The sequence below is a fragment of the Pseudoalteromonas sp. 68 DY56-GL68 genome (assembly GCF_041414825.1).
GTDB lineage: Bacteria > Pseudomonadota > Gammaproteobacteria > Enterobacterales > Alteromonadaceae > Pseudoalteromonas.
Map to the genome: position 1 here is coordinate 91,692 of NZ_JAOCZL010000011.1, position 24,771 is coordinate 116,462.

General features: G+C 42.4%; 24 protein-coding genes. 15 read left to right on the forward strand and 9 right to left on the reverse strand.

Features of this window, described 5'->3' with window-relative positions; all coding sequences use genetic code 11:
• Positions 1-14: 14 nt before the first annotated feature.
• The 3 genes from NYF15_RS07565 to NYF15_RS07575 are packed head-to-tail and all read right to left on the reverse strand — an operon-like array spanning position 15 to position 2,441.
• On the reverse strand, positions 15-1,382 hold the full coding sequence (locus tag NYF15_RS07565) for an ATP-binding protein (RefSeq protein ID WP_371353230.1): 1,368 nt from the start codon (positions 1,380-1,382) through the stop codon (positions 15-17).
• Positions 1,369-2,031 carry a response regulator transcription factor gene (locus NYF15_RS07570; protein WP_130149142.1) on the reverse strand — a complete coding sequence of 221 codons (663 nt, stop codon included), beginning with the start codon at positions 2,029-2,031 and terminating at the stop codon, positions 1,369-1,371. The genes NYF15_RS07565 and NYF15_RS07570 overlap by 14 nt, the downstream gene beginning before the upstream one ends.
• An 11-nt stretch (positions 2,032-2,042) precedes the next feature.
• Positions 2,043-2,441: a hypothetical protein gene (locus tag NYF15_RS07575; protein ID WP_130149141.1), complete on the reverse strand. Its 399-nt coding sequence runs from the start codon at positions 2,439-2,441 to the stop codon at positions 2,043-2,045.
• A gap of 261 nt (positions 2,442-2,702) precedes the next feature.
• On the opposite strand from NYF15_RS07575, the gene NYF15_RS07580 reads away from it, so the two are divergent.
• The 6 genes from NYF15_RS07580 to NYF15_RS07605 all read left to right on the forward strand — a co-directional run bounded on the left by NYF15_RS07580 (position 2,703) and on the right by NYF15_RS07605 (position 10,487).
• Entirely contained in the window at positions 2,703-3,767 is a 1,065-nt protein-coding gene (locus NYF15_RS07580) for a molybdopterin guanine dinucleotide synthesis B family protein (RefSeq protein ID WP_237114556.1), read from the forward strand.
• A gap of 1 nt (position 3,768) precedes the next feature.
• A complete protein-coding gene (locus tag NYF15_RS07585) occupies positions 3,769-5,325 on the forward strand; it encodes an ATP-binding cassette domain-containing protein (protein ID WP_371353231.1) in 1,557 nt (518 codons plus the stop codon).
• Between the two features lie 178 nt (positions 5,326-5,503).
• Positions 5,504-7,384, forward strand: a complete 1,881-nt coding sequence (gene speA / locus NYF15_RS07590; RefSeq protein ID WP_130149139.1) for a biosynthetic arginine decarboxylase — start codon at positions 5,504-5,506, stop codon at positions 7,382-7,384.
• 21 nt (positions 7,385-7,405) lie between these two features.
• Complete coding sequence (locus NYF15_RS07595; protein WP_130149138.1) at positions 7,406-8,287, forward strand: acyltransferase; 882 nt, start codon at positions 7,406-7,408, stop codon at positions 8,285-8,287.
• 26 nt (positions 8,288-8,313) lie between these two features.
• On the forward strand, positions 8,314-9,237 hold the full coding sequence (locus NYF15_RS07600) for an acetyltransferase (protein ID WP_237120308.1): 924 nt from the start codon (positions 8,314-8,316) through the stop codon (positions 9,235-9,237).
• Positions 9,234-10,487, forward strand: coding sequence for a mechanosensitive ion channel family protein (locus NYF15_RS07605; RefSeq protein WP_371353232.1), 1,254 nt, complete (start codon positions 9,234-9,236; stop codon positions 10,485-10,487). Before NYF15_RS07600 ends, NYF15_RS07605 begins: the two co-directional genes overlap by 4 nt.
• Here NYF15_RS07605 and chrA read toward each other — a convergent pair.
• Positions 10,480-11,619: a chromate efflux transporter gene (gene chrA, locus NYF15_RS07610; protein ID WP_371353260.1), complete on the reverse strand. Its 1,140-nt coding sequence runs from the start codon at positions 11,617-11,619 to the stop codon at positions 10,480-10,482. The two genes, NYF15_RS07605 and chrA, sit on opposite strands and share 8 nt — an antisense overlap.
• A gap of 31 nt (positions 11,620-11,650) precedes the next feature.
• Here chrA and NYF15_RS07615 point away from each other — a divergent pair, with 31 nt between their 5' ends.
• A complete protein-coding gene (locus NYF15_RS07615; RefSeq protein WP_371353233.1) occupies positions 11,651-12,520 on the forward strand; it encodes a substrate-binding periplasmic protein in 870 nt (289 codons plus the stop codon).
• A gap of 81 nt (positions 12,521-12,601) precedes the next feature.
• Positions 12,602-13,234 carry an OmpA family protein gene (locus NYF15_RS07620; RefSeq protein WP_130149132.1) on the forward strand — a complete coding sequence of 211 codons (633 nt, stop codon included), beginning with the start codon at positions 12,602-12,604 and terminating at the stop codon, positions 13,232-13,234.
• Between the two features lie 63 nt (positions 13,235-13,297).
• Here the strand turns inward: NYF15_RS07620 and NYF15_RS07625 are convergent, their stop codons facing one another.
• Positions 13,298-15,070 (reverse strand): ABC transporter transmembrane domain-containing protein, encoded by a 1,773-nt coding sequence (locus NYF15_RS07625; RefSeq protein ID WP_371353234.1) that lies wholly within the window; start codon positions 15,068-15,070, stop codon positions 13,298-13,300.
• A 78-nt stretch (positions 15,071-15,148) separates the two neighbouring features.
• Between NYF15_RS07625 and NYF15_RS07630 the strand changes: the two genes are divergently transcribed.
• Genes NYF15_RS07630 through NYF15_RS07645 form a run of 4 tightly spaced genes read left to right on the forward strand, consistent with a single transcriptional unit; the run spans position 15,149 to position 16,901 of the window.
• A complete protein-coding gene (locus tag NYF15_RS07630) occupies positions 15,149-15,553 on the forward strand; it encodes a DUF3224 domain-containing protein (protein ID WP_371353235.1) in 405 nt (134 codons plus the stop codon).
• Position 15,554: 1 nt separating this feature from the next.
• Positions 15,555-15,734, forward strand: a complete 180-nt coding sequence (locus NYF15_RS07635) for a hypothetical protein (protein ID WP_371353236.1) — start codon at positions 15,555-15,557, stop codon at positions 15,732-15,734.
• On the forward strand, positions 15,734-16,351 hold the full coding sequence (locus NYF15_RS07640) for a LysE family translocator (protein WP_371353237.1): 618 nt from the start codon (positions 15,734-15,736) through the stop codon (positions 16,349-16,351). Before NYF15_RS07635 ends, NYF15_RS07640 begins: the two co-directional genes overlap by 1 nt.
• 10 nt (positions 16,352-16,361) lie before the next feature.
• Entirely contained in the window at positions 16,362-16,901 is a 540-nt protein-coding gene (locus NYF15_RS07645) for a PH domain-containing protein (RefSeq protein WP_371353238.1), read from the forward strand.
• Here the strand turns inward: NYF15_RS07645 and NYF15_RS07650 are convergent.
• The 3 genes from NYF15_RS07650 to NYF15_RS07660 all read right to left on the reverse strand — a co-directional run bounded on the left by NYF15_RS07650 (position 16,898) and on the right by NYF15_RS07660 (position 19,285).
• On the reverse strand, positions 16,898-18,688 hold the full coding sequence (locus tag NYF15_RS07650) for an alkaline phosphatase (RefSeq protein WP_371353239.1): 1,791 nt from the start codon (positions 18,686-18,688) through the stop codon (positions 16,898-16,900). The genes NYF15_RS07645 and NYF15_RS07650 overlap by 4 nt on opposite strands.
• Before the next feature lie 62 nt (positions 18,689-18,750).
• On the reverse strand, positions 18,751-19,095 hold the full coding sequence (locus tag NYF15_RS07655; RefSeq protein WP_138618402.1) for a rhodanese-like domain-containing protein: 345 nt from the start codon (positions 19,093-19,095) through the stop codon (positions 18,751-18,753).
• Position 19,096: 1 nt separating this feature from the next.
• On the reverse strand, positions 19,097-19,285 hold the full coding sequence (locus NYF15_RS07660; RefSeq protein WP_054562832.1) for a DUF2892 domain-containing protein: 189 nt from the start codon (positions 19,283-19,285) through the stop codon (positions 19,097-19,099).
• A gap of 133 nt (positions 19,286-19,418) precedes the next feature.
• Between NYF15_RS07660 and NYF15_RS07665 the strand changes: the two genes are divergently transcribed.
• Genes NYF15_RS07665 through NYF15_RS07675 form a run of 3 tightly spaced genes read left to right on the forward strand, consistent with a single transcriptional unit; the run spans position 19,419 to position 24,066 of the window.
• Complete coding sequence (locus NYF15_RS07665; RefSeq protein ID WP_062568294.1) at positions 19,419-19,724, forward strand: metalloregulator ArsR/SmtB family transcription factor; 306 nt, start codon at positions 19,419-19,421, stop codon at positions 19,722-19,724.
• A 3-nt stretch (positions 19,725-19,727) separates the two neighbouring features.
• Positions 19,728-23,015, forward strand: coding sequence for an efflux RND transporter permease subunit (locus tag NYF15_RS07670; protein ID WP_371353240.1), 3,288 nt, complete (start codon positions 19,728-19,730; stop codon positions 23,013-23,015).
• Entirely contained in the window at positions 23,005-24,066 is a 1,062-nt protein-coding gene (locus tag NYF15_RS07675; protein ID WP_371353241.1) for an efflux RND transporter periplasmic adaptor subunit, read from the forward strand. The genes NYF15_RS07670 and NYF15_RS07675 overlap by 11 nt, the downstream gene beginning before the upstream one ends.
• Here NYF15_RS07675 and NYF15_RS07680 read toward each other — a convergent pair.
• The gene (locus tag NYF15_RS07680; protein WP_371353261.1) at positions 24,059-24,736 is read right to left on the reverse strand and encodes a nitroreductase family protein; all 678 of its coding nucleotides are present in this window, start codon (positions 24,734-24,736) and stop codon (positions 24,059-24,061) included. The genes NYF15_RS07675 and NYF15_RS07680 overlap by 8 nt on opposite strands.
• Positions 24,737-24,771 lie beyond the last annotated feature (35 nt).

A 24,771-nucleotide genomic window follows, 5' to 3' on the forward strand; every position in this document is an offset into this window, starting at 1 on the left:
AAGAACTCCGAGTGTCAATCCATGATTATTTGCGTGCCAGGTAGTAGCAAAGTGATAGCTAAACCTGTTTTTGAAAGTGTACTGTCATGCAAGGAAATAGTGCCGCCATACAGTAGAACAATATCTTGAACTATATTGAGGCCTAAGCCACTGCCTTGTGTTGTTTCATCTAAGCGCTTGCCAGGAGCAAACACAGTTTGGCGCTCAGTGATTGGAATACCTGGGCCGTCATCTTCTATGCATATTTCTATGCCACGCTCAACATGTGTTGCTTTAATAAATACACGTTGTGTGGCCCATTTACAGGCATTATCGATTAGATTCCCTAAGACCTCATCAAGATCATGGTTATCGCCATTAAATTGCAGGTGAGGGTGACAAGAGAAATCTATTTTCAAGCCTTTTTGCTTATATAAAAGCTCAAGGCTAAAAATCAGCTCACTGAGTGTGTCTGCGACATTGGTTCTTGCTGCTAGCTTTTCAAATGAGCCCGCCAAACGAGCGCGTGCCAAGTGGCTATGCGTGCTTTGACTCAGCTTTTCAGCTTGTTCGAGAATGATTTTTGCGTCGCTTTGAGGTAACTGATTTGCATGATTCTTCAGCACTGAAATTGGATTTTTCAAAGCATGCGCGAGATTTGATGCTTGCAAACGAGCTCGTTCTAATATTTCTTTATTATTTTGTAGCAAATGATTAAGTTCAGTTTGTACTTCATCAAGCTCATTCGGAAGAGATAAAGTCAAGGAGTCTTGCTGTCCATCTCGAATGGCGCGAATTCCTCGTTGTAACTCTTTTATCGGATGAAGCATTTTTTTTAGTTGCCAGAGTAAAAGGCTGGCAAATACTAAGCCTAAAAGTGCAAACGCGACTATTAAGCGTGTTGCAAAAGCAATTACATCACTATGAATATCATCTTTTGGACCACTGACAATGATGAATACCGTTTGATCGATAGCTTGAAAATGAACACGACGAATGGCCCCTCGTAAGGCTAAGCCTGTTGGCCCTTCAAATTCAATAAAAGTTAGCTGCGGGTTATTATGCTCAGCAATTAAAGGGAACGGGGCGTCGGCATATAAAGAAGCGGATTGCTGTTTTACCTCACCTTGATGAATGACTTGCCAATACCAACCGGATAAAGGTTCTTGAAATCGCGCTGCTGCAGAGATGTGATCCAGCTGTAACTCCCCAGATGCGGTGAACTGTGTGGCAGCCAATAACGAGTTTGATTTATTTGTTAGCGTTCGATCAAATCGTCGCTCTATATATGAGTCGAAAAGCATGACTAGTGCCACCGATAACACACTCAGAGCAATTATCATGAAAATGATCATGCGCTGGATTAAACGACCGCGTAACGAGTAAGTTTTATTCGTCGGCATTGAGAAGATATCCTTGTCCGCGTCGGGTTTGAATATGCGTGGTGCCTAGCTTTTTACGTACACGGTTGACCAAAACTTCAATAACATTTGAGTTATGTTCAAAGTCCATTTGATATAAATGCTCTGTCAGTGTTGCTTTGGAGACAACCTGATTCTGTCTATTCATTAAGTAGGCGAGTAAACGATATTCTAATGCGCTTAGATCAAGATGAGTTCCTGCCAGTGTCGCACGTTGAGTTGCGGTATCTAATTCCAAAGAACCGGCACTTAAAACGCTGCTAGCATGGCCATTGCTGCGCCTAACAAGGGCTTCTACGCGTGCGAGTAATTCTTCCATTTCAAATGGTTTGATTAAGTAATCATCTGCGCCAGCTCTTAACCCTGTTACCCGCTCACGCCATGTATCACGGGCGGTTAAGATAATAACGGGCATTTTATTACCATTTCTTCGCCAATCAGATAAGACACTTAAGCCATCACGTTTCGGCAAACCAATATCTAAAATAGCGATATCATATTCTTCCGTATCACCTATAAACCACGCTTCTTCACCATCGTGACATTGATCGACTGCAAATCCATGTTCAGTTAATGCGTGACTAATTTGCTCGGCAGCTTGAGTATTATCTTCAACGACTAACGCGCGCATATTGCTTCCTTTTATGGTTGTTCCTTGCTGCTACTCTTATCACCAACCAGTTTATCTAATTCTTGAAAAACACGGTTGATGGGATCCCATTGCTTTTTACTATCATCTAATATCAACTCAAAGGTGTCGGTTTGGTAATAACGATGACTGACATCACCACTACGATTAACAATTTTGACCTTAAAGACTGGTTGACAGTCGAGTTGCTGCACATTTGATTTCAAAAGAGTCTCCCCATTTAATAAGTCTTCAGCTTTAAACTTTTTAATAAAGCGATAAAAGACTTTCGCTGAGGGAGTGTTGCTTTGAACTGTGCATTGCTCATCTTGACCATAAGCGAACCCTGTCAGCAAAAATAAAACGATTGCTAAAGGGATAAAATGGCATTGTTTATTGTTGGATAACGACATAGCCCGCCTAAAAAAGAAGATAGCAACAAAGGAGTATACTTAGCCTTAGCTTACAACAACCTTACAGTCACCATTTAGGTTTACTAATTTTCTATTTTAATAAAAAATAAATAGTTAGTTATTTGATTTGTAATGTCTTTTTTGAATATTACAGCAAGCTTACTGGGTATATAACATAGCTGTCAGGGTGATGCTTTTAAGATGCACTCATTGATTGGCAATGAGGCCAATTATAGTCACTTAATGTATAGGAATTATATTATGTCAGCATCATCTTACACTATGTCACAGCGCCTTCAGTCTGCAAAGCGTGCTTTTGTAACACGCCGAGTAGACAGCAATGATTTGCAGGGATTAAACACAAACCAGTCACCTAAAAGTGGTGACCTTGTATTAGCAAGAGTGACAGAGATTGGTCACCACACAAAAATAGAACGAATTGATGGTCGTAAAGCAACTTTATATGAAGGTGATGAGATTATTCTCGCTTTTGGCAATCGTTATGCTCCAGATCAATTTGAAGCGACCGTACCCAATAACTTAGATGCTTGTCATATGGTTGCTGCTGGTGGTATTGCTGGTTTAGCGCTTGGTTGGCACAGTCGCATTTCAGTACCCACTGCTATTCAACCAATAGGATTAATCACCAATAAACATGATCAGGTTATAAATGTCGCTGATTATAAACTGCCCAGCCATCAATATGGACTCGTAGCCAATAGTGTGCCAAGCGTGGTGGTGGTTGGTACTTCGATGAATGCGGGTAAAACAACCACAGCGGCCCATTTAATTCATGGTTTAAATGCTGCTGGTCACACTGTGGGGGCAATGAAGATTACAGGCACTGGAGCAGGTGGTGATCTTTGGCTAATGAAGGATTCAGGTGCCGCGCACGTACTTGACTTTACTGATGCAGGTTATCCAACAAGTTTTAATATTGGTAATGAACAAGCGAAGCAAATTTATCCTGTTCTAGCGGCAGAACTAATACGCAAGGGTTGCACTGCAATTGTGATTGAAGTGGCTGATGGTATCTATCAACAAGAAACAAATGCGATTCTAGAAAGTCCTGACTTTAAACAACATTTTCCAAATGTTTTATTTACTGCACGCGAAGCTATGGGGGCGCAAAGTGGTGCCAGTTGGCTGGTGAACCAGGGATACAATGTGCAGGGAATTGGTGGACGTATCTGTGCTTCTCCATTAGCCACACGTGAGGCGGCAAATGCATTAGGGATGACTGTGTATGATTTAGCTGATTTACGCGACCCTACAACAGCTTGTTATATTTTAGGAACTGACGCTTACACATCAGGTACAGCCTAGTATGAACAGTGGATTTCCTACATTTTTGTCGGGGATTGGGCCGTTGCGGCTTATATCCCTCACTCTATTAGCATTGCTAAGTGTAGGAGCGAGTAGCTACAAGTTAATTTGGTTTTCAAATGCTTGGCAAAGCGAGGTGTTCTCGCTAACCATAGCACTTTTGGGGGGCGTTTTAGTTAATCTTGTAGCCAGATTTTGCCTCAGTGTTCTTGCCGAGCAAAATGGACAGAAACTCGTTTTAGCATATCGTAATGCGCTTTTTCAGCGGATGTTGAGTGCAGATATAGAGCATGGGCCCAACCGTCTTGGCGTGGCTATGAACCGCTTAATAAGTGACGCCAATGGTGTTGCTCATTTTGCAGGGCGAGGCTTAGCTTACGGACAAATGGGAGGAATAGGGCTAATCGTTTTTGGTTGGCTGCTGTTTATGCAGAATCAAAAACTGGCTTTTGATGTACTACTTGCTGTGATTATAGTGTTTGCTTTTATTGCGTCCATTACGCTGTGGGCTTTGCGGGTCGCGGGTAATATTCGTACTAGTCGTGGTCGCTTAAGTGGGCATTTGAGCGAGCGTTGCTTTGGTTATCTCAATGTTGCTCGGATGAGGAATCAAGGTAAAGAAGTGAAGCGTATTGATCGTCGAGGACGTGATTTAGCATGGCAGCTTGTGTATTGGCGAGGAGGTATTTTAATATGCCGAAGCTTAGCACCACTCACAGTGACCACTTTAATCGTACTGAACTCAAAAGATATGAACATAATGGCGTGGTCAAGTTTAGTTCGCGTACTTATTTTATCTCTATGTTTATTGAGTATCGATTATTTAATTAGAAGCTGGGCCGATTGGGTTAACTTTTATGTTGCTCGAAAGCGTTTAAAATTAGCTCATGATCGCTGCACACTAACAACAAAGCGTGCGGAGCATCGTTTAAAGCGTTTTCAACGCTATGATTTAAAACTACGTCAGTTACGTATTTTGAGTGCAATGCCAGAGTGTAATGCTGTGATTGCTGCTGGCGAGCGTATTTTAATTCGTGGGCAAGCTGGTAAGTCAATGCTATGTCGCGCTCTTGCGCAACAACTAGAACCTGTCTCTGGGTTTTTAGTGTTAGGTCGAAGACGGTTTGAAAACCTAGACTTTAGACGTTTACAGCAGTTGATTGTTGTTATTGATGAATTTTCTCAGCTTTTTAAGGGATCAATTTACAGCAATATTTTATACGGCACGGGAAAAAAGCGCAGTGCAGAGGTTGAAGCATTCATTGCAAAATTAGGATTTAATGAATCTTTACTAAACAGCCCAGTTGCTGAACTTGGACGTGGTTGTCCACAAAGCTTAGTCGCCAGAATTTTATTAGCCAGAGCACTACTTATACAACCCGCGGTATTGGTAATCGATTTGCCGGTGTTTATTGCTCACCCTGAGATCAGGCAGTTACTGAATGATGTTGCTGAGCAGCACTCTTTCACGCTTTTACTCGTAAGTGAGCCAGAGCTGGCACCCATAGCCTATACAGGTGTTTTGAATGTAGATAAAGGCCAGCTAACGGCGCCCTAATATTATTCATTCTACAGCTGATAGGTTTATTACTTTCGGAATTTTAAAGGGTGACTTAGATAATAAACATCATTTAATTTGACTTGTCTTTGGTCTAATCAGTATTTTTTGTTAGCGTGGTGGCGGGTAGCGTATTAAAATATGCGTTTATATTAAAGAAACTACAGAAGACAATGCCATGACTTGGGGTTTAGATAAAGCACGCAACACGTATAATGTCGCTCATTGGAGTGACGGCTATTTTGACATTAATGCGCAGGGAGAGCTGGTTGCTTACCCTGATGGTGATCAAGCTAAGGCGGCGATCTCCTTATCTGAACTGACTGAACAATTTAAAAAGCAAGGTCTAACATTACCTGTTCTAGTGCGTTTTACCGATATTCTGCAAAATCGTGTTGGCACTTTAACGAGTGCATTTACCAAAGCACGCGATGCACGAGATTATCAAGGTAGTTATACTTGTGTATACCCAATTAAAGTAAACCAACAGCGCTCTGTGGTAACTAAACTTCTGGCTCATCCAAGCGGCTTGGTTGGTTTAGAAGCAGGTTCTAAACCTGAATTAATGGCGATCTTGGGTGTTGCGCAAAACCCTATTACCATTGTTTGTAATGGTTACAAAGACAGTGAGTTTTTGCGCCTAGCCTGCATAGGTCAAGCCCTTGGTCATAAAGTTCACATTGTCGTTGAGAAGCTTTCTGAGTTAACAACGCTATTAACTGAAATTGATGACTTAGGTATTGAACCCTCAATTGGTATTCGTATCCGTTTAAACTCCGTGGGTAAAGGTAAGTGGCAAAACACAGGTGGTGAAAAAGGTAAGTTCGGCTTAACGGCGGGACAGGTGCTTTCGGCTGTTGAGTTATTAAAATCACATAATAAATTACACCTGATGCAGCTAGTGCACTTTCATATCGGTTCACAAATTGCCAATATCCGTGACATTCATAGAGCGTTACGCGAATGTGCCCGCCACTTTGCTGAGCTAACACAACTCGGTGTGCCTCTTAATACCGTTGATGTTGGTGGAGGACTCGGTGTTGACTATGAAGGCTCTGGTTCACGTAGCGCATGTTCAATGAATTATAGTGTTGAAGAGTATGCACGTAATGTTGTGAATGCGTTTGCTGAAGTATGCCAACAGCATGACTTAAAACATCCAGCTATTATTACAGAGTCGGGTCGTGCGTTAACTGCGCACCACGCGGTATTGATTACTGACGTGATTGACGTTGAGCGTGCGCCTAATCATGCTAACCCTACGCCTCCAGAAACAAATAGTGTGTTAGTGCTTGAAGATATGTGGCAATGCTTACAGCGTTTAACACCCCGTATGGCCCTAGAAATCTATCATGATGCTATGCATTTATTTAGTGAAGCTCACGACCAATATGTACACGGCTTACTGAGCATGCTCGAGTGGGCTAAGCTAGAGCAGCTTTATTTTACTATTTTACATCGTGTTCGTGCTTCGCTTAGCGAAAATGCACGTGCGCATCGTGAGGTGCTCGATGATCTCAATGAAAAGTTGGCTGACAAACTGTTTGTTAACTTTTCATTGTTTCAATCATTGCCAGACGTGTGGGGGATTCAACAGTTATTCCCCGTCATGCCTGTTGAAAATTTACATCAGCCACTAACACAACGCGCCATTATTCAAGATATTACCTGTGATTCTGATGGGCAAATCCGTAATTATGTTGAAGGCACGGGAATTGAGAGCAGCCTACCTATCCCTGAATATAAACCAGGACAGCAGTATCATATTGCGATGTTCTTAGTAGGGGCATATCAAGAAATTTTGGGTGATTTACACAACTTGTTTGGTGATACTGACTCGGTTCATGTGGAACTCACCGACAGCGGCTACCAGCTAACGAATGCAATAAAAGGTGATAGCGTTAAGGACGTATTAAAGTTTGTTGATTATGATAGCGAAATTCTTGCTGAAAACTTCGCAAAAAGGGTCAGTGAACTGGCAATTGATGAGCAATATAAGGCACAATATTTGTCCGAACTAAATGCTGGCCTTGCAGGCTACACGTATTTTGAAGATTAAGCGTTAAAGGAATAAGTTGTAATGTCCGTTATTCGTTGTGTGTTAAGTATTTTCTTTTATACCATCAATACACTTTTTTGGTTTGTGCCGATTTTTATTTGCGGTCTGATTAAGTTGATTCCAATCAAGCCATTGCAAAAACTAATGAGCTGGCTTGCCAAGCAGTGTGCGACAGTTTGGGTTTCTGGTAACAGTGTTAATCAAAATATATTTGCCCCTTACAAGCTTAATGTTACAGGGCTTGAGCAATTACAAGCAAAAGACTGGTATTTAGTGATTGCAAACCATCAAAGCTGGGTTGATATTTTGGTGATGCAACGCATTTTTAATCGACGCATTCCATTTTTAAATTTTTTCTTAAAAAAAGAATTAATTTATGTGCCTTTTTTAGGTTTGTCTTGGTGGGCACTCGATTTTCCATTTATGACCCGTACTAGTAAAAGTCAGTTGAAGAAAAACCCCAAGTTACGTGGTAAAGACTTAGAAACAACACGTAAAGCCTGTGAAAAGTTTAAAGAGATGCCAGTAAGTGTTGTTAACTTTGTTGAAGGAACACGGTTTACGGCTGAAAAACATCAACGTCAAAATAGCCCGTTTGAGTATTTACTAAAGCCTAAAGCAGGTGGTGTAGCGTTTGTTATGCAAGCGATGGGAGAGCAAATCTCAAAAGTGGTCAATGTCACCATACATTACCCAGATGGGATCCCGAGCTTTGTTGATTTTGCGAGTGGCCGTGTAAAATGCATTGATGTCCGTGTTGAAGTGATGGATGTAAGCCCTAATTTAATTGGTGATTACACTAACGATGCAGACTTTAGAGTGAACTTTCAGGCTGAATTGAACCAAATCTGGTTGCAGAAAAATCAGCAATTAGCGCAATTTGAATCGCAAGTAAAATCATAGTTACTTGCGCCATTGAGAGCACACATATGTTAAAGAAATTTTTACCTAATTGGCTAACAGGGCTACTTGTCAGTATTGTGCTGTTTGCCAATGTCATTCTATGGGGCACGCTTGTGCTGCTATTAGGTGTGCTCAAATTGGTTCTACCGTTCAAGGTGGTTAGCCATACTTTGCATTTAGCTTATAAAGGCTGGTGTAATGGTAACCGCCTTGCACTATGGCTTGGGTGCCCCAGTATAGAAGTTAATATTCAAGGCTCATTAAATCGTAAAGGTTGGTACTTACTTATCTCAAACCATATGAGCTGGCTTGATATTGTTGTATTGAGTGCGATTGATGCACTGCCAGCACCTAAATTTTTTCTAAAAGATGAATTAAAGTACGTGCCTTTCATCGGCACGGGGGCATGGGCAATGGGCATGCCATTTATGAAGCGTGTAAGTAAGTCGCAGCTGGCTAAAAACCCTAAACTCAAAGGCCTTGACGTTGAGAGAACCAAGCGCAGCTGTCGAGATTTTAGAAATCACCCAACAACCATTATTAACTTTGTCGAAGGCACGCGTTTTACCACTCAAAAGCACCATAGACAAAATAGTCCCTTTACCCACTTACTCAAACCAAAAGCTGGCGGGATTGCTTTTGCCCTTGAAGTATTGGGAGAGCAATTTGATGCACTTTTGAATACATCGATTATTTATCAAGGAGAGGGAGAACATATCTGCCGCAATTTAATTCGTGGTCGTCTTGATGCGATAAAAGTGGATATGCAAGTGCAAGCAATTGCTGCACAAATGATTGGCGACTATCAGCATGACCGTGACTTTAGAACCTCTTTCCAACAACATATTAACGATTTATGGTTGCAAAAAGATGCTCAGCTAATAAGTTATCACCAAACGCAACAAGACAACTATATGGCAACGATGAATGAGGAAGTTGAAACACCATGAAGCAAACTAACCTGCAAAAATTAGTCATGCCTTGGTTTGAAAATATGCCTGATGCACAGCTGCTTAGCGCACTTACTGCAACGGCTATTGGCGTGTGTGCATTACTGTTTGTGTATGTTTTTACACGCAAACTTATGCTTCCTGGTATTCAAAAAGCAGTGACGCGTTTATCACCTGAGCGCATTGGCGCTTTAGCCCCTTTGTTGACTAAGCTTAATGGCCGTTTTGCCGGTACGTTATGTTGTGTATTATTTTTAGCTACCTTTGACAATGTATACCCTGTTACTGATGTTGCAGCCCTTATACTTAAAACGATAGGGCAAATAGTGCTAATTATTTACGGCGGCTTCATCATAAGCAGTATTGTTAGTGTTGCAGGCGGTATTTACAATCAGCTTGATTTCGCAAGAGAAGTGCCGATTCAAGGTCTTATTCAAGTGGTAAAACTTATCACGTTTATGATCTGTGCAATCTTAATTGTCAGTATTTTACTTGAGAAGTCACCGACCTATATTTTGTCTGGCTTTGGTGCAATTGCTGCGGTGACCTTGTTAGTATTTAAAGACACGATTTTAGGTTTTGTTGCCAGTATTCAAATTGCAGCTAATCGGTTAGTTACTTATGGTGATTGGATTCAAGTTGACAGTTATGGCGCGGATGGAGAAGTCATTGATCTAGGCTTAAATACGGTGAAAGTTCGTAACTGGGATAACACAATCACAACGATCCCGACTTACATGCTTGTTGCTGGCTCATTCAAAAACTGGCGAGGAATGCAGGAGTCTGGTGGGCGTCGCATCAAGCGTTCTTTGAACATTGATATGAACAGTATTCGCCTAGTTGATGAAGCATTTCGCGAGCAAATCGACAGTGCGATTCCATTGCATGATTATATTCGTGTTTCTAGTTTACCTGAGCCTGTTACCAATCTTGGTTTGTTTCGTCGTTATGCTGAAGGCTATTTAAAACAGCATGAAAAGATAAACCGTGATCTTACGTTGATGGTGCGTGAGCTACAACCGCTCAACCATGGGTTACCGATTGAATTTTATTGCTTTAGTGAAGATAAGCGTTGGATTTCTTACGAGCATCTTCAAGCTGAAATTATGGACCATTTGCTAGCAGTGATTCCGATTTTTGGACTACGCCCATATCAAAGTGTCACGGGGCAATTTAGCGCTAATGATCAGAGCAGTATCAAACCGAGCATTAAGGTAAATGCACGGCGAGTTAATAATAGTACTAGCTAATATATTGCTGCCCCAACGCCAGCATAATAAAACCTATCAATAGCCACCAAATTGGTGGCTTTGCAAGTCTGAGCCAAGCAAATGCGACTAACACAATGATGATATGCCACGCAGAGTGTATTGCTGATTGCCAAATCGGAGAGTAAAGCGCCGCTGCTAAAAAGCCGACTACCGCGGCATTTAATGCAGCAATACTTCCTGCAAAACGGGGTTTATCAGCAAGCTGCAACCAGCTTTTCAAAAATGCGAACATTAATAAAAAACCAGGTAAGAAAATTAAAAGTGTTGCGATGATTGCGCCTGTCAATGAGGAGTTGGGCATCACTTGTGCGCCTAAGTATGTGGCAATAGTAAACATAGGCCCAGGGATTGCCTGTGCACTAGCATAAGCCGACAAGAACTGCTCGGTCTCAAGAGTTGGTACGCCAGCTTGCAAAATGGGGAGCACTACATGACCACCGCCAAATACCATCGCGCCAGTTTGGTAAAATGGTGCGAACATTTCAAACCATTCACCTAAAGGCAGAAAGCTAAGTAACAGTAAGGTACCGAATAGCCCAAGGGGGATCCACGCAATAGTCACTTTTTTACTATTATTGGTGAGGGGAAGTTTAATGGGCGGGGAAAACCAGCCAATTACAGCTGCCACAATAAGCACAAAAACTTGGCTTGATAACTGTGAAAAGAATATTAGCGCAAGTGTACTCATCACCGCGATAAGCTTGTGTAAGTGGGTTTTGCAAAAGCTCACTGCCATACTATAGGTTGCATCGGCGACAATCACTACAGCAAAAAGTTTAAGACCTGCAATCACGGCAAAGTAAAGGTTACCAAATTGATGGGCGCTCAACGCGAGGAAAAACATAATTAAAAATGAAGGTAGGGTAAAGCCAATAAATGCGCTAAGGCCACCCAGCAATCCTGCTTTTTCGACCCCAATAGCAAAGCTGACTTGGCTGGACCCCGGTCCTGGTAGAGCTTGGCTAAGGCTAATTAATTGCGCGTACCGTTCGTTGCTTAGCCAGTTCAGGTTGTCAACAAAATGCCTTTTAAAATAACCAAGGTGAGCTGCAGGGCCACCAAAACTCATACAGCCTAGTAATAAAAATTGTTTAAATATAATGAGTAACATTGCTTTTGCCATACAGGTAATCCACTCTATTATGACAACATTGTATGACATTTTTGTGGTTTTTATGACATTAACGTGTCTTTCATTATCAAAAATGAGTGAACTTGGTGTGAGTAGCCCTTTGAAACAATATTTTACTTATCTGCTATTACTATTTAGTACAGAAGCTGCTTTTGCTTCGCCGTTGCCTAAAGTAACGGTCGGGTTAGATCACGCGCCACCTTATAGCGTAGCGACTAAAGATGGAAAATTTAGTGGTGTAGTAGTTGATATAATGCGCGACATGCAAAAAAGCTTACCATTTAGAGTTGATTTTGTTGCTTGTCCATTCCCTCGCTGTGTGAAAATGCTTCAGCAAAATGAAATCGATGTTAAAGGTGGATTAATCCGTACCGCTAAGCGTGAGAAAACAATGCACTTTTTAACACCTCCTTATATGGTGCTGACGTCTTCATTTGTGTTTTATGCTCGTGTTAGTAGCGCATTTACTGTAAATAAATATCAAGATTTACGTGGTAAACGCATAGCTGTAACGCGTGGTGCTGTTCACTTTCCTCGCTTTGACCAAGACAAACGATTGATAAAAGTGGAAGCGCTTAGTGAAAATAATGCCTTCGAGATGTTACTTAAAGGACGTGTAGAGTTAGTCATCGGTGTCGAAGATACTGCCGATAATGCGTCAGTGTTTTTACATCGTCCCACAAAACAAATTATGAAAATGCCTTATCGTTTTGATGATGTAATCTATGGGCACCTTGCGCTCAGTAAGCAGTTTGCTAACACTGAATTAGCACGGCAGTTTCAAGAACACCTGAATGCAATTGTTGAAAGTGGTCGGTTGAGCGAGTTAGTTAAGGTTTATAACCTGCCGGCTGTTACAAAACTAAATGTGAACAATTAACCTAGTCTTCATGGTTTGTTCATTGTTATTTGTTCATAATTGTTAATAATTCAATATTTAGTAATTGCCATGGAGAGACACATGACTTTTAGCAAATCGGTTCTAGCAGTAGGTGTATTCGCTGTTTTATTAACAGGTTGTGAGACAACAAATACAGGTAAAGGCGCAGCTATTGGTGCAGCAACGGGAGCTGTTTTAGGTAAAGCGACAGGCGATCATGATGATAAACGTATTTTCATTGGTGCAGCAATCGGTGCTCTAGCAGGTGCGGCTGTAGGTGATTACATGGACAAGCAAGAAGAGGCTTTCCGTGATGAGCTGGCAGGCTCTGGTGTTGAGGTTGTTCGTGAAGGCGATAATATTCGTCTGGTTATGCCATCGAATATAACATTTGCAACTGACCAATCTTATATCACATCGGGCTTTCACAATACGCTGAATGCTATTGCTCAGGTGATGAACAAGTATGAAAAAACCTATTTAAGTGTTGAAGGTCATACTGATAGCACAGGTCGTGATAGCTATAATATGACGCTTTCTCAACAACGTGCACAAAGTGTTAAAGATTACCTTGTGAATCAGCAGATATTATCTGCCCGTATAAGTACACGAGGTTATGGTGAAACACGTCCAGTAGCAAGTAACGATACGGCAAACGGTCGCGCTCTGAATCGTCGTGTAGAGATTCAAATTGTACCAAACACACAAGGTTAGGCTTAAAGCCTGAGCTTGTGGTCAGGTTTGATTTGCCCTTTCAAACCTGACAATCCCTTTTTATTAATCACGATTAAATTGAAGCTCGCACAACTGCTTATACAAAGGATTAGCAGCTAGTAATTGCGAATGTGTTCCTGTCGCAATCACTTCCCCTTTATCCATTACCACTATTACATCAGCATGTTTAACTGTTGCTAAACGATGTGCAATGATCAGTGTTGTTCTATCTTGCATTAAATGTTCAAGTGCGGCTTGTACATGAAACTCACTTTGCGCATCAAGAGCACTGGTGGCTTCATCAAGTAAAAGAATGGCAGGATCTTTTAATATTGCCCGTGCCAGCACAATGCGTTGTTTTTGCCCACCAGAAAGCCTGACTCCTTGTTCACCTAAAAAGCTTTGATAACCATCCGGTAATTGAGTAATAAACTCATCAGCATGAGCATATTTTGCCGCTGTATAAACTTGTTCATCAGTTGCACAAGGGTTGCCATAGCGAATGTTATGCATCACATCTGAACTAAATAAAATAGGGTTTTGTGCCACCATACCCATTTGCTGACGCAAGCAATTTAGTGAAAGATCTTTAATATTAACCCCTGCTAGTGAAATACTCCCTGAACTTGGATCGTAAAAGCGCTGTAGTAATTCAAACAGTGTGGTTTTACCCGCCCCTGATGGGCCGACAATCGCCACTGTTTGCCCTTGTTTTACGGTTAAATTAAGCGTATTTAATGCGGCGCTATCTGGCCTTGAAGGGTAATGGAAAGACACATTTTCAAACTGAATTGCAGGGTGTGCTACTTTATTAGCATGAAATTGTGCATCACTGTTTTTGTCTGGGCTTTGGATCATACTTTCAACGGCAAGTAGCTCCAGCAAGCGGGCGGCAGCACCTGCAGCTCTTTGTAATTCACCGTAAACTTCGGCAACCGTTGCCACAGACATCGCCACCATAATGGCATAAAACACGAAAGCACCAAGCTCACCGCCTGTCATTGTGCCCGCAAGTACATCACTGCCACCAATCCAAAGCATAATACTAATAGCTGTAAAGGTGAGGAATATCACTGCTGCAATTAAAAATGAGCGTTGCTTGATGCGGCTTTTAGCCACCTGAAAGGCTTTATTGGTTTCGTTAGCAAAGGCCGCTTTTTCACGTTCTTCATGGCTGTAGCTTTGTACAACTTTAATATTCTGGATTATTTCGCCTGCGTAAGTACTGATATCGGCAATGGCATCTTGGCTAGAGCTTGCGAGCTTCCTCACTTTTCGGCCAAAAATCATCATTGGAAGTAGTACCACAGGTACGCAAGCAACAACCACAAGGGTTAGCTTTAAGTTGGTGATAAGTAGCATAGCCAAGCCACCAATCAGCATTAAGCTACTGCGCAGTGCCATTGAAAAAGAGGAACCGATGATAGATTGTAATAAGGTTGTGTCGGTCGTTAACCGTGACATTAGTTCACCGCTACGATTTTCTTCAAAGTAGCTTGGGTGCAAAGTGACGATACGGTCGAACACCGCTTTACGAATATCATTACTGACTCGCTCGCCAATCCACGACATTAAATAAAAGCGGCAGAATGTGCCAACAGCTAATAAGCTAATCAAACCAATGAGTACCATTACAGCTTGTTGAAGCTGGGTCTGTGAGCCAGCAATAAAGCCATGATCAATGACAAATTTAACGCCTTGACCAAGCGATAGATTGACACCTGCGGTGAGTAACAAAGCTGCAAGGGCGGCTAATACCACCCACTTATAAGGCTTTATAAACGCTAAAATGGGTAATAAGCTTCGAAAAGCGGCCTGCTCTTTGGTTTTTGCCATGCTAGATTCTTTTAAGTGAATAGGGTATAGATATGGTTATCTTTGTTTTAAAAATCAACAGTAAAGTAAGGGATTAGTATGGAATCAATAACTGTTAGTGGTGAATTTACCGTTAAATTAAACCCAATCGGTGGTTATGCGACAGGTCAAGATGGTGTGAATCTTGGACGTATGTCAATAGATAAAGAATTCTCTGGTGCACTTGAGGCATTGAGTCAAGGTGAGATGTTAAGTGCTATGACAGCAACCCAAGGCAGTGCAGGTTATGTTGCAATTGAACAAGTGGTAGGAAAGCTCAATGGCAAGCAGGGCAGTTTTGTTTTGCAACATTTTGGCACGATGGATAAAGGGGCAGATCGTTTGATTCTAGAAGTAGTGCCTGACTCGGGGGCCGGTGAACTTGAAGGTTTAACAGGAAAAATGCACATTCGGGTCGAAGAGGGGATTCATTATTACGATTTTGAATATCAACGAGGCGGCTAACATGCAAAAAATAGTAGTATTTAAAAAGAAACGCTTTTTTGGCGGCATCGATATTGACGCATTAAATCAAAAAGTGTTCGAGTTAGGTCAAGCTGGCTGGCAAGTGAAAACTATCACGACAGCGACTAGGTTTTTTGGTCAGATAACATCAATTTTATTGTTAATTGAGAATAACGAATAATGACACTTACTGAGTGGTTGAGCTTAGTATTAATTTGCATTATGGGCGCAATGTCACCGGGGCCGAGTTTAGCTGTGGTATTAAAGCACAGTCTGCATGGTGGCATGAAAAACGGTATGTTAGCAGCACTTAGCCACGGTATCGGGGTCGGGTTTTACGCCTGTGCTTCGTTGCTAGGGTTAGGGTCATTGATGACTCAACTGCCAACACTTTATCAAGTACTTGTTTATGGCGGTGCAGCATATCTTGCCTATTTAGGGATTCGTATTTTATTAGCTAGGTCCAGCTCGCAAACACTGAATGTTGAGAAAGCGAAGCCAAGCCCTCGTGCAGCTTTGCAAGATGGCTTTGCCATTGCCTTTTTGAACCCAAAGCTTGCGATATTCTTTTTGGCGCTGTTCTCACAATTTATTGACCCAGAAAACCTCACGTTTCAGGTTGGGTTGATCATGTGTTTAACGGTGTTTGTGCTCGATACAGGGTGGTATTTACTTGTTGCACTGTTAACCGAAATATCAAAAAAACGTGTTGGTTTTACCAAGGCAAATCCTTGGTTTGAAAAGCTACTGGGGGTGATTTTTATTGCTCTGGCAGTTCGCGTTGTCGTCACTTTATAAGGAATTCGAAATGACAGAAAGCAGTTTATTGAATGCCCGTTTTAGCCCTAAAGTAAAACAGTATTGGCTATTACTGGGTATGTTTACCTGTGTGATTAGTATGGTAGGTATTCCTTTCATTCCCATTGTTGCGTTAATAATCTGGCTGGTGGCAGGGCGTATTTTAGCGGCGATGTCAGCCACATTATTAACGCGTAAGTTGGTAGTAAAACGAGGTGTATTCTTTAAAGAAGAAAAGTCGATTCCACTTGAAAAAATAACCGATGTGGCACTAAGCCAAGGTCCTTTGATGCGTCAATTTGGCCTTTATCGACTTAGCTTTGAAACAGCAGGTCAATCAGGCCAAGGTGCATTAGTATCATTGCTTGGAGTGGTTGATGCAGAGACGTTTCGCGAAGCAATTTTGAAACAAAAAGATGAAATATCTCAAACCAGTGCTAAAGCTGAGCATCAACCAGAAGATAGTCAGTTAGAACTGCTGCGCTCACTAACTTATAGCGTAAAAAACATTGAGCAAATGTTAGTTACGCTATTAGATGAAAAGCGTTAAGCCATTTGTAAAGTAGGGTTACCAGCTTGTACGCTGAGCGCTTTTTGACGCTCGCTAAGCAGTGTGTAATCGGCTGTTTTAACGCTACTTACATAGTGCCACTGGGCAAGCGCTTGCTGTTGAGTAAAGGTGACCGTTAAGTAGCCGCGTTCAACTAAGTTGTTGTAGGCTAAGTCGTTAACCAATAATGCAATGACTTGCTCAATTTGTGCGACAGCTTCGCTCGATTGCGTATTTAACGCTAAGTAGTTTTCAAGGCCTGGTGAAGAAACTGAAGATGTGGCAAATTCAACACCAGCTGCGGCGTTAGCAGAAATAGGGTTACTTGCATCAGTGACTAATTGTCCTGCCCAGCTGTTATGCGTATCACCAGCTAAAACCACCAAGTTCTTTTGCGCTGCAATTGCTGTCCCAAGTATTACCTCTCGTTCATAAGCATAGCCATCCCATGCATCAAGATTATAAGGCGCTGTTGTTTCTACGCGTGCTCGCTGCTCACTAGTAACCGTTGGATCGCCAGCTAATATACGTCCTTTAATTTGCGCAAGCTCACTAAATAGCGTGTTTGCTTGAGCAAGTAATGCAGATGGGTCAGCACCGTTTGCTTGAGTTACTTGAATATTCATAAGTAACTGCAAAATCTCAAATGGCAAATGCATTTTGGTCATCAGCACTTGTTGCCCCAGTACTTGCCATTGTGTCGTTGCTGTTGTTAAACCATCTGTAAGCCATGTGAGTTGCTCATTACCTAATAGAGCACGAGTAGGTGAGCTGATTGTTGCAACAAAGTCAGTTTGTCCTTGGCTGCTGGTTAAGTCGAAATCGGCATAATTAACTTGTTCATCGCGAGCTAAAACACGGGTATCTAGCATGTGTAATGACACTAAATTACCAAACTCGAAGCGTCGATAAATACGTTCTTTATCGGCTACATTACGGATAGGCATCCATTCAAAGTAGGCTTGTAAGGCATGCATTTTGCGCTCGCTAAATTCACCTTCGCCGTCGTTGTGATTTTCAGCGCCACTGTGCCATGTATCATTAGTTATTTCATGGTCGTCCCAAACCGTAATAAATGCACAATGACCGTGAGCAGCTTGCAGGTTTTCGTCTTTACGATAATGGGCGTAACGTTTGCGATAATCCGCTAAAGAAATGATTTCATCGCTATTGTCATCAGGCAATAAACGACCAAGTTCGGCGGCATCTTCAGTGGCATAACCTGTATTACCATATTCATAGATGTAGTCACCTAAGTGAAGTACTGCATCTAAATCGGTTTGTTTTGCGATTTCACCATACACATGAAAGTAGCCAGCAGGGTAGTTAGCGCAAGAGACAACGGCAAATTTTACTTGTTCTATGTTGTCGGTTGGAAGCGTTTTACCTGCTCCCGTAGGTGAAGTTTTACCATTACTTATGAAGCGGTAGTAATAGGTGGTGTTGGCATCAAGACCTTGCAGATCAACTTTTAAGGTGAAGTCGGTAGCATCGCTTACCTGTGTTTCGCCATCATGGCTTATGGTTGTGAAGTTAGCATCTGTTGAGGCTTGCCAAACTACGTTAACACTCGTGACGTTTTCAAGAGGTGTTATACGAGTCCAAATAATCAGACTGTCAGCGAGTGGGTCGCCACTGGCAACACCATGATCAAAGCTGACAGGGTTTTGCTTTGTGGTTTCGTCATCATCGTCATTGAGACTACAGCCCGTTAAACCAAAAGATAATACGGCGGCTCCAAAACCCGCCGCCGATGCTTTTAAAAAACGTCTCCGTGTAAAAGTCATTGCTCTGTACCTATGAGTAGAAAAGTACGAGCTTATCCGACCAGTGTTACTATTCTATGAAGCTAAAACACTTGGCAAATTTGTTCTGTATTACAGGTAATTACCGTAACATTTTCGTAGCCAACACGAGTCAGCGCTTCGGCACTGAGTGTGGCACGGGCACTACTTGCACAGTGTAAATAAATGGGTCTTGCAGGATCTTTTTCAATTTCCATTAATTTCATTTCAAGTACACCGCGTGGGATATTAATTGCACCTGTTGCTGCTTTAGTTGCGTGCTCAGCAGGCTCACGTACGTCAATTAATAAACCATGGTTTTCGCTTAATTCTTGTTTTGCTTGATCAGCGCTAATGCGACGCTGGTTTGGAGCAATAATTTTCATTAAGTCAGGAATTGGGGTCAGCATACTAATCCTCCATGCCAAGTTTGCGTAAAATGGTGATCATTGGGCACCACTTAGTGAATGCAGATTGAATTAAGTTTAGAGCAATAAATACCGTAAACCAAATCCACAGCGGACTGTGAAACTGTTGTAGCAACAATGAAATACAGATCATTACACCAGCAATTAAGCGAAGCGCGTCATTTAGTTTCATAATAAGACCTCGATAACAGAGTGATGTATTTAATATATTAGAAAACTCTACATTAGTAAATTCTAATATTAGACTTTTCTAATATATCAATCTATACTTTAGCGGTATTTTAAGAATATAGAGTAGTGTGATTATGAACATCGATTTTGCGGCTATGGCCGACAATGTGGAACAAGCAGAGCAAATGCTAAAGATATTGGCGAATAAAAATCGCTTGATGATTTTATGTTCCCTACAAGATGGTGAAATGAGCGTGAGCGAATTAAACGAAGCTGTGCCGTTGGCGCAGTCAGCATTATCGCAACACTTAGCGGCGCTGAGAAAAGCTCAGATCGTCGCGACTCGACGCGAAAGCCAAACCATCTATTACCGTGTAATAGATAAGAATGTAGTGGCTATTCTTGCAACCTTATATGGTTTATTTTGCAAAGGTAGTTAGGTAATGAATGCTATCGATAATGCAGTAAAAAACAGCTTGAGCGGTCGCCTCCCTGTCATTATTTTTATTATGTCGGTGCTGCTTGGCTTAATGGCATTAAAGCAAACCCCGCGTGAAGAGGAACCACAAATTGTGGTTCCGATGCTTGATATATATGTGGCAGCACCAAACGTTGAAGCGCCAGAAGTAGCTAGGCTGGTAACTGAACCATTGGAGAAGTTATTGGCGCAGTTAACGGGCGTTGAGCATATTTACTCGACCACACAAAGTAATGCTGCTGTTGTTACTCTTCGCTTCGAAGTCGGTCATGATCGTGAGCAAGCCATCCTCGACACTTACGCTAAACTCTATAGCTATCAACACACGATGGCGTCAGTGATCAGCTCATGGCAAATACGTCCGGTTGAAGTGAACGATGTACCCATTGTGATGCTGGGCTTATTTAGTAAAGATCCAAAACTTTACGATGACTATCAACTAACTCGTTTTGCTAACGAAATCGCTAACAGTTTACAGCGCATCGAAAATACCAGCGAAGTGAAAGTGATTGCTGGTCGAACACGTCAATTAACGATTAACCTTGATGCAAGCGCCCTTGCTGCACACCAAACAACCCTAACCGATGTGTACTATGCGCTTAGCGTATCTAATCAATTGGTGAACGTGGGCAGTGTTGTTGAAGGTAAGCAGCAAATTGCCTTACAAGTGGGTGATGTTTTACGCTCTCAATCTGCGATTGAACGGCTCGTTGTCAATGTGGTAAACGGTAAGAGTGTTTACCTAAGTGATGTCGCCGAGGTGAGTGATGGTCCAAGAGAAGCGCAAAGCTATCAATGGCTGGCTCATTCAGATAACCAGCAACAACTTCCTTTAGTCACCATAAGTGTTGCTAAACAAGCTGGCACCAATGCGGTCGCTGTGGCCAACGAAGTGCACAGCATGATGGACACTTTATCGGCTAATCTATTGCCAGATGAAGTGGGCTACACTGTACTGCGTGACTATGGCCAAACCGCGAACGAAAAAGTAAATAACCTTACCTCAAGCTTAGTGTTTGCGGTATTTACCGTGGTTATTTTTGTTGGCGTATTTTTAGGTTGGCGACCAGCGATTGTGGTTGGTTTAGCGGTGCCTATTTGCTACGGCATCACCCTGACACTTGATTTTGCCTTTGGCTATACAATTAACCGAGTCACACTGTTTGCACTAATACTTTCTTTGGGGTTATTAGTTGATGATCCAATTACTGGGATAGACAACATAAGTCGTTTTTTAACCCACAAAGGCGATAAAAAACAACGCATAGTTGATGCCATGAGCGAAATTCGTGTGGCGCTGTTTATGTCTACATTGACCATTATGGTGGCGTTCATCCCACTTGCGTTTATCACTGGCATGATGGGGCCGTACATGGCACCAATGGCATTTAATGTGCCAATTAGTGTAATGGTTTCGACCATAGTGGCATTTTTTGTTACGCCTTGGTTGGCAATGAAACTACTTAAAGCGCCAGTCGATGACAGCGTACAACTCGATGCCAATCAGCATGGTTTATATGAGCGCATATTATCACCATTACTTGAGTCTAAAGGCCGCGCCAAACTCGTTTTATGGACTACATTAGCCTTGTTTGTCGCCAGTGCCATGTTACCCGTAATGCGTGCAGTGCCTTTAAAGCTATTACCGTTTGATAATAAAAACGAGTTGCAAGTTTTAATCGATATGCCAGAAGGCACAAGCCTTGAGCAAACCGCCGCTTTCACTAGACAAGTACAAACCATCACTTGGCAATTAAATGAAGTAAGTGAGGCGGCAGCCTATGTTGGTCAGCCATCAAGCATGGACTTTAATGGTATGGTGCGTGGTTATTATCGACGTGAAGCTGCTAATTTAGCTGAACTCAGAGTATTACTGCTCGATAAAACTGAGCGTGATCATCAATCTCATGGCGTGGTCATGCGCTTGCGTGCCGCATTAGCGCCACTGGCAACTGATGGCATTGTAATTAAAGTGGTTGAAGTGCCACCGGGTCCGCCGGTTTTAAGTACCTTAGTGGCTGAAGTTTACAGTGAGCCATTTGTTGATACAGACACTCACTATCAAGCAGCCCTTGCTGTTGCTGCAAGGTTAAAACAAGAGTCGCATGTGGTTGAAGTTGATACCAGTATTGCTGCCAATGCGCCCTTACAGCGTTTTGTTACGGATAAAAGTAAAGCGTCATTGTCGGCGGTCTCTACGCAAGATATTGCCCAGACCTTAGCCATTGCCTCGCATGGGCAAAATGTTGGGGTGTTATATGTTAGCGGCGAAACAGATCCTGTCGATATTAAACTGCAACTGCCTTATCAAGACCGTAACCAATTTGCTCAATTGCTGGCATTACAAGTTCGTGGTGATAGGGAGCTTGCAAAGACCAGCGATGAATTTGGGTTGCAAAGTGCACCGCGTCCGCTGGTAGCGCTATCTGAGTTAGGTGAATTTCAGCATCAAGATGTTGCCAAGCCAATTATGCGTAAAGATCAGCGTAATGTTGTGTATGTAATGGCTGAGCTAAATGGCCGTACACCCGCTGAAATTATTGCTGACGTTAATGCTGATTTAGGCATTAGCACTGACGAATTTAACCAAACTGATTGGCAAAGTAGGCACTTTTTCAATAATGGCGGTAGCCAAGCTTGGCAATTACCTGCTGGCACTGACGTGACCTTTAGTGGTGAAGGTGAATGGCGAATTACCATTGATGTATTTAGAGATATGGGTATTGCCTTTGCGTTCGCGCTCACTGCCATTTTCATCATCTTACGCATTCAAACAAACTCTGCGAGTTTGTCACTGATCATCATGTCGGCTATTCCATTAACCGTAATAGGGATCATGCCGGGCTTTTGGCTATTAAATCAATTTGGAGAGCGCACTATTGCTGGTGCTCCAGAGCCGGTGCTATTCACCGCAACAGCCATGATCGGCATGATTGCACTTGCCGGTATTGTGGTTCGTAACTCACTTATTTTAGTTGAGTTTATTAATCAAGCTCGTGGCCAAGGTATGGCAATTAAGCAAGCTTTAATCGCCGCAGGTACGGTGCGTATGCGCCCTGTGTTACTCACAGCAGGAACCACCTTATTAGGTAACTTGGTGATCACCCTAGATCCGGTATTTAGCGGTCTAGCGATCGCAATTATTTTTGGTATTGTGGCATCAACATTGTTCTCATTATTTGTTGTGCCGCTGGTTTATTATTTAGTGTTTGCAAAGGATGCAGCCAAAGAGGAACAAGCTCATGCAGGGTAAATCAAAACTTATTGGTTCAATTGTCGCGTTATCAGTGATTATTGTGGCGGTACTTTACATGGCGGGCAGTTTTTCTGATAAGCAAGCTGCAGGCATGAAAAACCCATCAGCAAATGATTACACTGGTCAGTTAGTGACAGTGACACTGGCTGATATTGCGCGTGATGAAGTTGTACCGGGCACCGTGATTGCAAAACAAAATACGCAAATTTCATCACGGGTTATGGCACAAGTTGAGCGTTTAAATGTACGTGCTGGCGATACTGTAAAACAAGGTGACGTGCTAATTATCTTGCAGCAAGATGACTTTAAAGCTGGGCTTGCTCAAAGCGAAGCACAAATAAATGCTATTAATGCCTCGCTGACTCAAGCCGAGAAACAACTAAAGCGTATTAACGATTTATACAAGCAAGGCTTGGTATCTGTTAGCGAATACGACGATGCAAAAGCAAGGTTCGATAACTTAACAGCGAACCTAGCGATTGCTAAGCAGCAGCAAACACAAGCGCAAGTTGCACTGAGTTTTACGCAAATTAAAGCGCCGATTTCAGGTGTTGTGGTTGAGCGTTTTGCAGAGCCTGGCGATACAGCAACTCCTGGCACGCCATTACTCGCACTGTATAACCCACAACAATTGCAATTAGCATTTAATGTCAGAGAACAACAAGCAATTAAGTTGAATGTTGGTCAAACTCTAACGGTTAAACTACCTGCTTTATCTACGTCAATGCCTGCCACAGTGACAGAAATTGTGCCTGTTGCTGATAGTGCTGCGCGTAGTATGGAAATCCGTTTAGAAACAGATGCGCAAACTGGTTTAATGCCAGGGCTTTATGCGCAATTACAATTACCGCTCGCCACTGAAAAAGGGGTGTTGATTGAGTCAAGCTGGGTGCACCAATATGGCCAATTGAGTATGGTCTATTTACTTGAAAATAATCAGATAGTGCGTCGCTATGTGCGCCTTGGCGAAATGCTCGATGGCAAGCAGCACATCGTTTCAGGTTTAAACCCAGGTGATGTGCTGGCTGTTGATTTTAAAACTAAATAAAGGTCGCTATTTCGTCTAGCGACTTTTTCACTAAGGCATGCTCAGGGATGGTTGCATCTGTTCCTGGGTAGCCTGCAATTAGCAGCATGTAAGGGCGCTCATTATCTTTATCACGGCCGCAAATTTCGGTTAAAAAGCTCATTGGCTTTGGTGTATGCGTAAGGGTTGCAAGGCCAGCTCTGTGTAGTGCTTGAATTAAAAAGCCGGTTGCTAGGCCAACAGATTCATGAACATAGTAATTGGTATTTTTGTCATCGGCAGAAATACCGCCTTTCTTTTGACTAAACACGGCAATGAGCCAAGGTGCATGCTCAAGGTAGGGCTTACTGGCATCGGTGCCAAGTGGTTTTAAGGCATCTAACCATTCTTCACCCGCGCGACCTTCATAAAATGAGCGCTCTAGTTTTTCAGCAGCTTCTCGAATTTGTTTTTTCACATCGCTGCTGTGTATTGCTACAAAGTGCCAAGGTTGATGATTGGCACCGCTCGGTGCAGTGCCAGCCGCTTTAATACAGGTTTCGATTATTTCTTTTGGCACTGGGCGGTCGCTAAAACTGCGAATACTATGGCGACGCTGACTCACGGCTAAAAACTCTTCGGCGCGTTTAAGCATCTCGTCATGAGGGTACTCAATAAAGTCATTGAGTGGCTTGTTTTTGTGTTCTTGCATGGCTCTTCGCTTCTTATGTGTTGATGATAAAATAG

Coding starts and splice junctions, on each gene's coding strand:
- NYF15_RS07565 (WP_371353230.1), bottom strand. CDS start 1,382: ATGCCGACGAATAAAACTTACTCGTTACGCGGTCGTTTAATCCAGCGC.
- NYF15_RS07570 (WP_130149142.1), bottom strand. CDS start 2,031: ATGCGCGCGTTAGTCGTTGAAGATAATACTCAAGCTGCCGAGCAAATT.
- NYF15_RS07575 (WP_130149141.1), bottom strand. CDS start 2,441: ATGTCGTTATCCAACAATAAACAATGCCATTTTATCCCTTTAGCAATC.
- NYF15_RS07580 (WP_237114556.1), top strand. CDS start 2,703: ATGTCAGCATCATCTTACACTATGTCACAGCGCCTTCAGTCTGCAAAG.
- NYF15_RS07585 (WP_371353231.1), top strand. CDS start 3,769: ATGAACAGTGGATTTCCTACATTTTTGTCGGGGATTGGGCCGTTGCGG.
- speA (WP_130149139.1), top strand. CDS start 5,504: ATGACTTGGGGTTTAGATAAAGCACGCAACACGTATAATGTCGCTCAT.
- NYF15_RS07595 (WP_130149138.1), top strand. CDS start 7,406: ATGTCCGTTATTCGTTGTGTGTTAAGTATTTTCTTTTATACCATCAAT.
- NYF15_RS07600 (WP_237120308.1), top strand. CDS start 8,314: ATGTTAAAGAAATTTTTACCTAATTGGCTAACAGGGCTACTTGTCAGT.
- NYF15_RS07605 (WP_371353232.1), top strand. CDS start 9,234: ATGAAGCAAACTAACCTGCAAAAATTAGTCATGCCTTGGTTTGAAAAT.
- chrA (WP_371353260.1), bottom strand. CDS start 11,619: ATGTTACTCATTATATTTAAACAATTTTTATTACTAGGCTGTATGAGT.
- NYF15_RS07615 (WP_371353233.1), top strand. CDS start 11,651: ATGACAACATTGTATGACATTTTTGTGGTTTTTATGACATTAACGTGT.
- NYF15_RS07620 (WP_130149132.1), top strand. CDS start 12,602: ATGACTTTTAGCAAATCGGTTCTAGCAGTAGGTGTATTCGCTGTTTTA.
- NYF15_RS07625 (WP_371353234.1), bottom strand. CDS start 15,070: ATGGCAAAAACCAAAGAGCAGGCCGCTTTTCGAAGCTTATTACCCATT.
- NYF15_RS07630 (WP_371353235.1), top strand. CDS start 15,149: ATGGAATCAATAACTGTTAGTGGTGAATTTACCGTTAAATTAAACCCA.
- NYF15_RS07635 (WP_371353236.1), top strand. CDS start 15,555: ATGCAAAAAATAGTAGTATTTAAAAAGAAACGCTTTTTTGGCGGCATC.
- NYF15_RS07640 (WP_371353237.1), top strand. CDS start 15,734: ATGACACTTACTGAGTGGTTGAGCTTAGTATTAATTTGCATTATGGGC.
- NYF15_RS07645 (WP_371353238.1), top strand. CDS start 16,362: ATGACAGAAAGCAGTTTATTGAATGCCCGTTTTAGCCCTAAAGTAAAA.
- NYF15_RS07650 (WP_371353239.1), bottom strand. CDS start 18,688: ATGACTTTTACACGGAGACGTTTTTTAAAAGCATCGGCGGCGGGTTTT.
- NYF15_RS07655 (WP_138618402.1), bottom strand. CDS start 19,095: ATGCTGACCCCAATTCCTGACTTAATGAAAATTATTGCTCCAAACCAG.
- NYF15_RS07660 (WP_054562832.1), bottom strand. CDS start 19,285: ATGAAACTAAATGACGCGCTTCGCTTAATTGCTGGTGTAATGATCTGT.
- NYF15_RS07665 (WP_062568294.1), top strand. CDS start 19,419: ATGAACATCGATTTTGCGGCTATGGCCGACAATGTGGAACAAGCAGAG.
- NYF15_RS07670 (WP_371353240.1), top strand. CDS start 19,728: ATGAATGCTATCGATAATGCAGTAAAAAACAGCTTGAGCGGTCGCCTC.
- NYF15_RS07675 (WP_371353241.1), top strand. CDS start 23,005: ATGCAGGGTAAATCAAAACTTATTGGTTCAATTGTCGCGTTATCAGTG.
- NYF15_RS07680 (WP_371353261.1), bottom strand. CDS start 24,736: ATGCAAGAACACAAAAACAAGCCACTCAATGACTTTATTGAGTACCCT.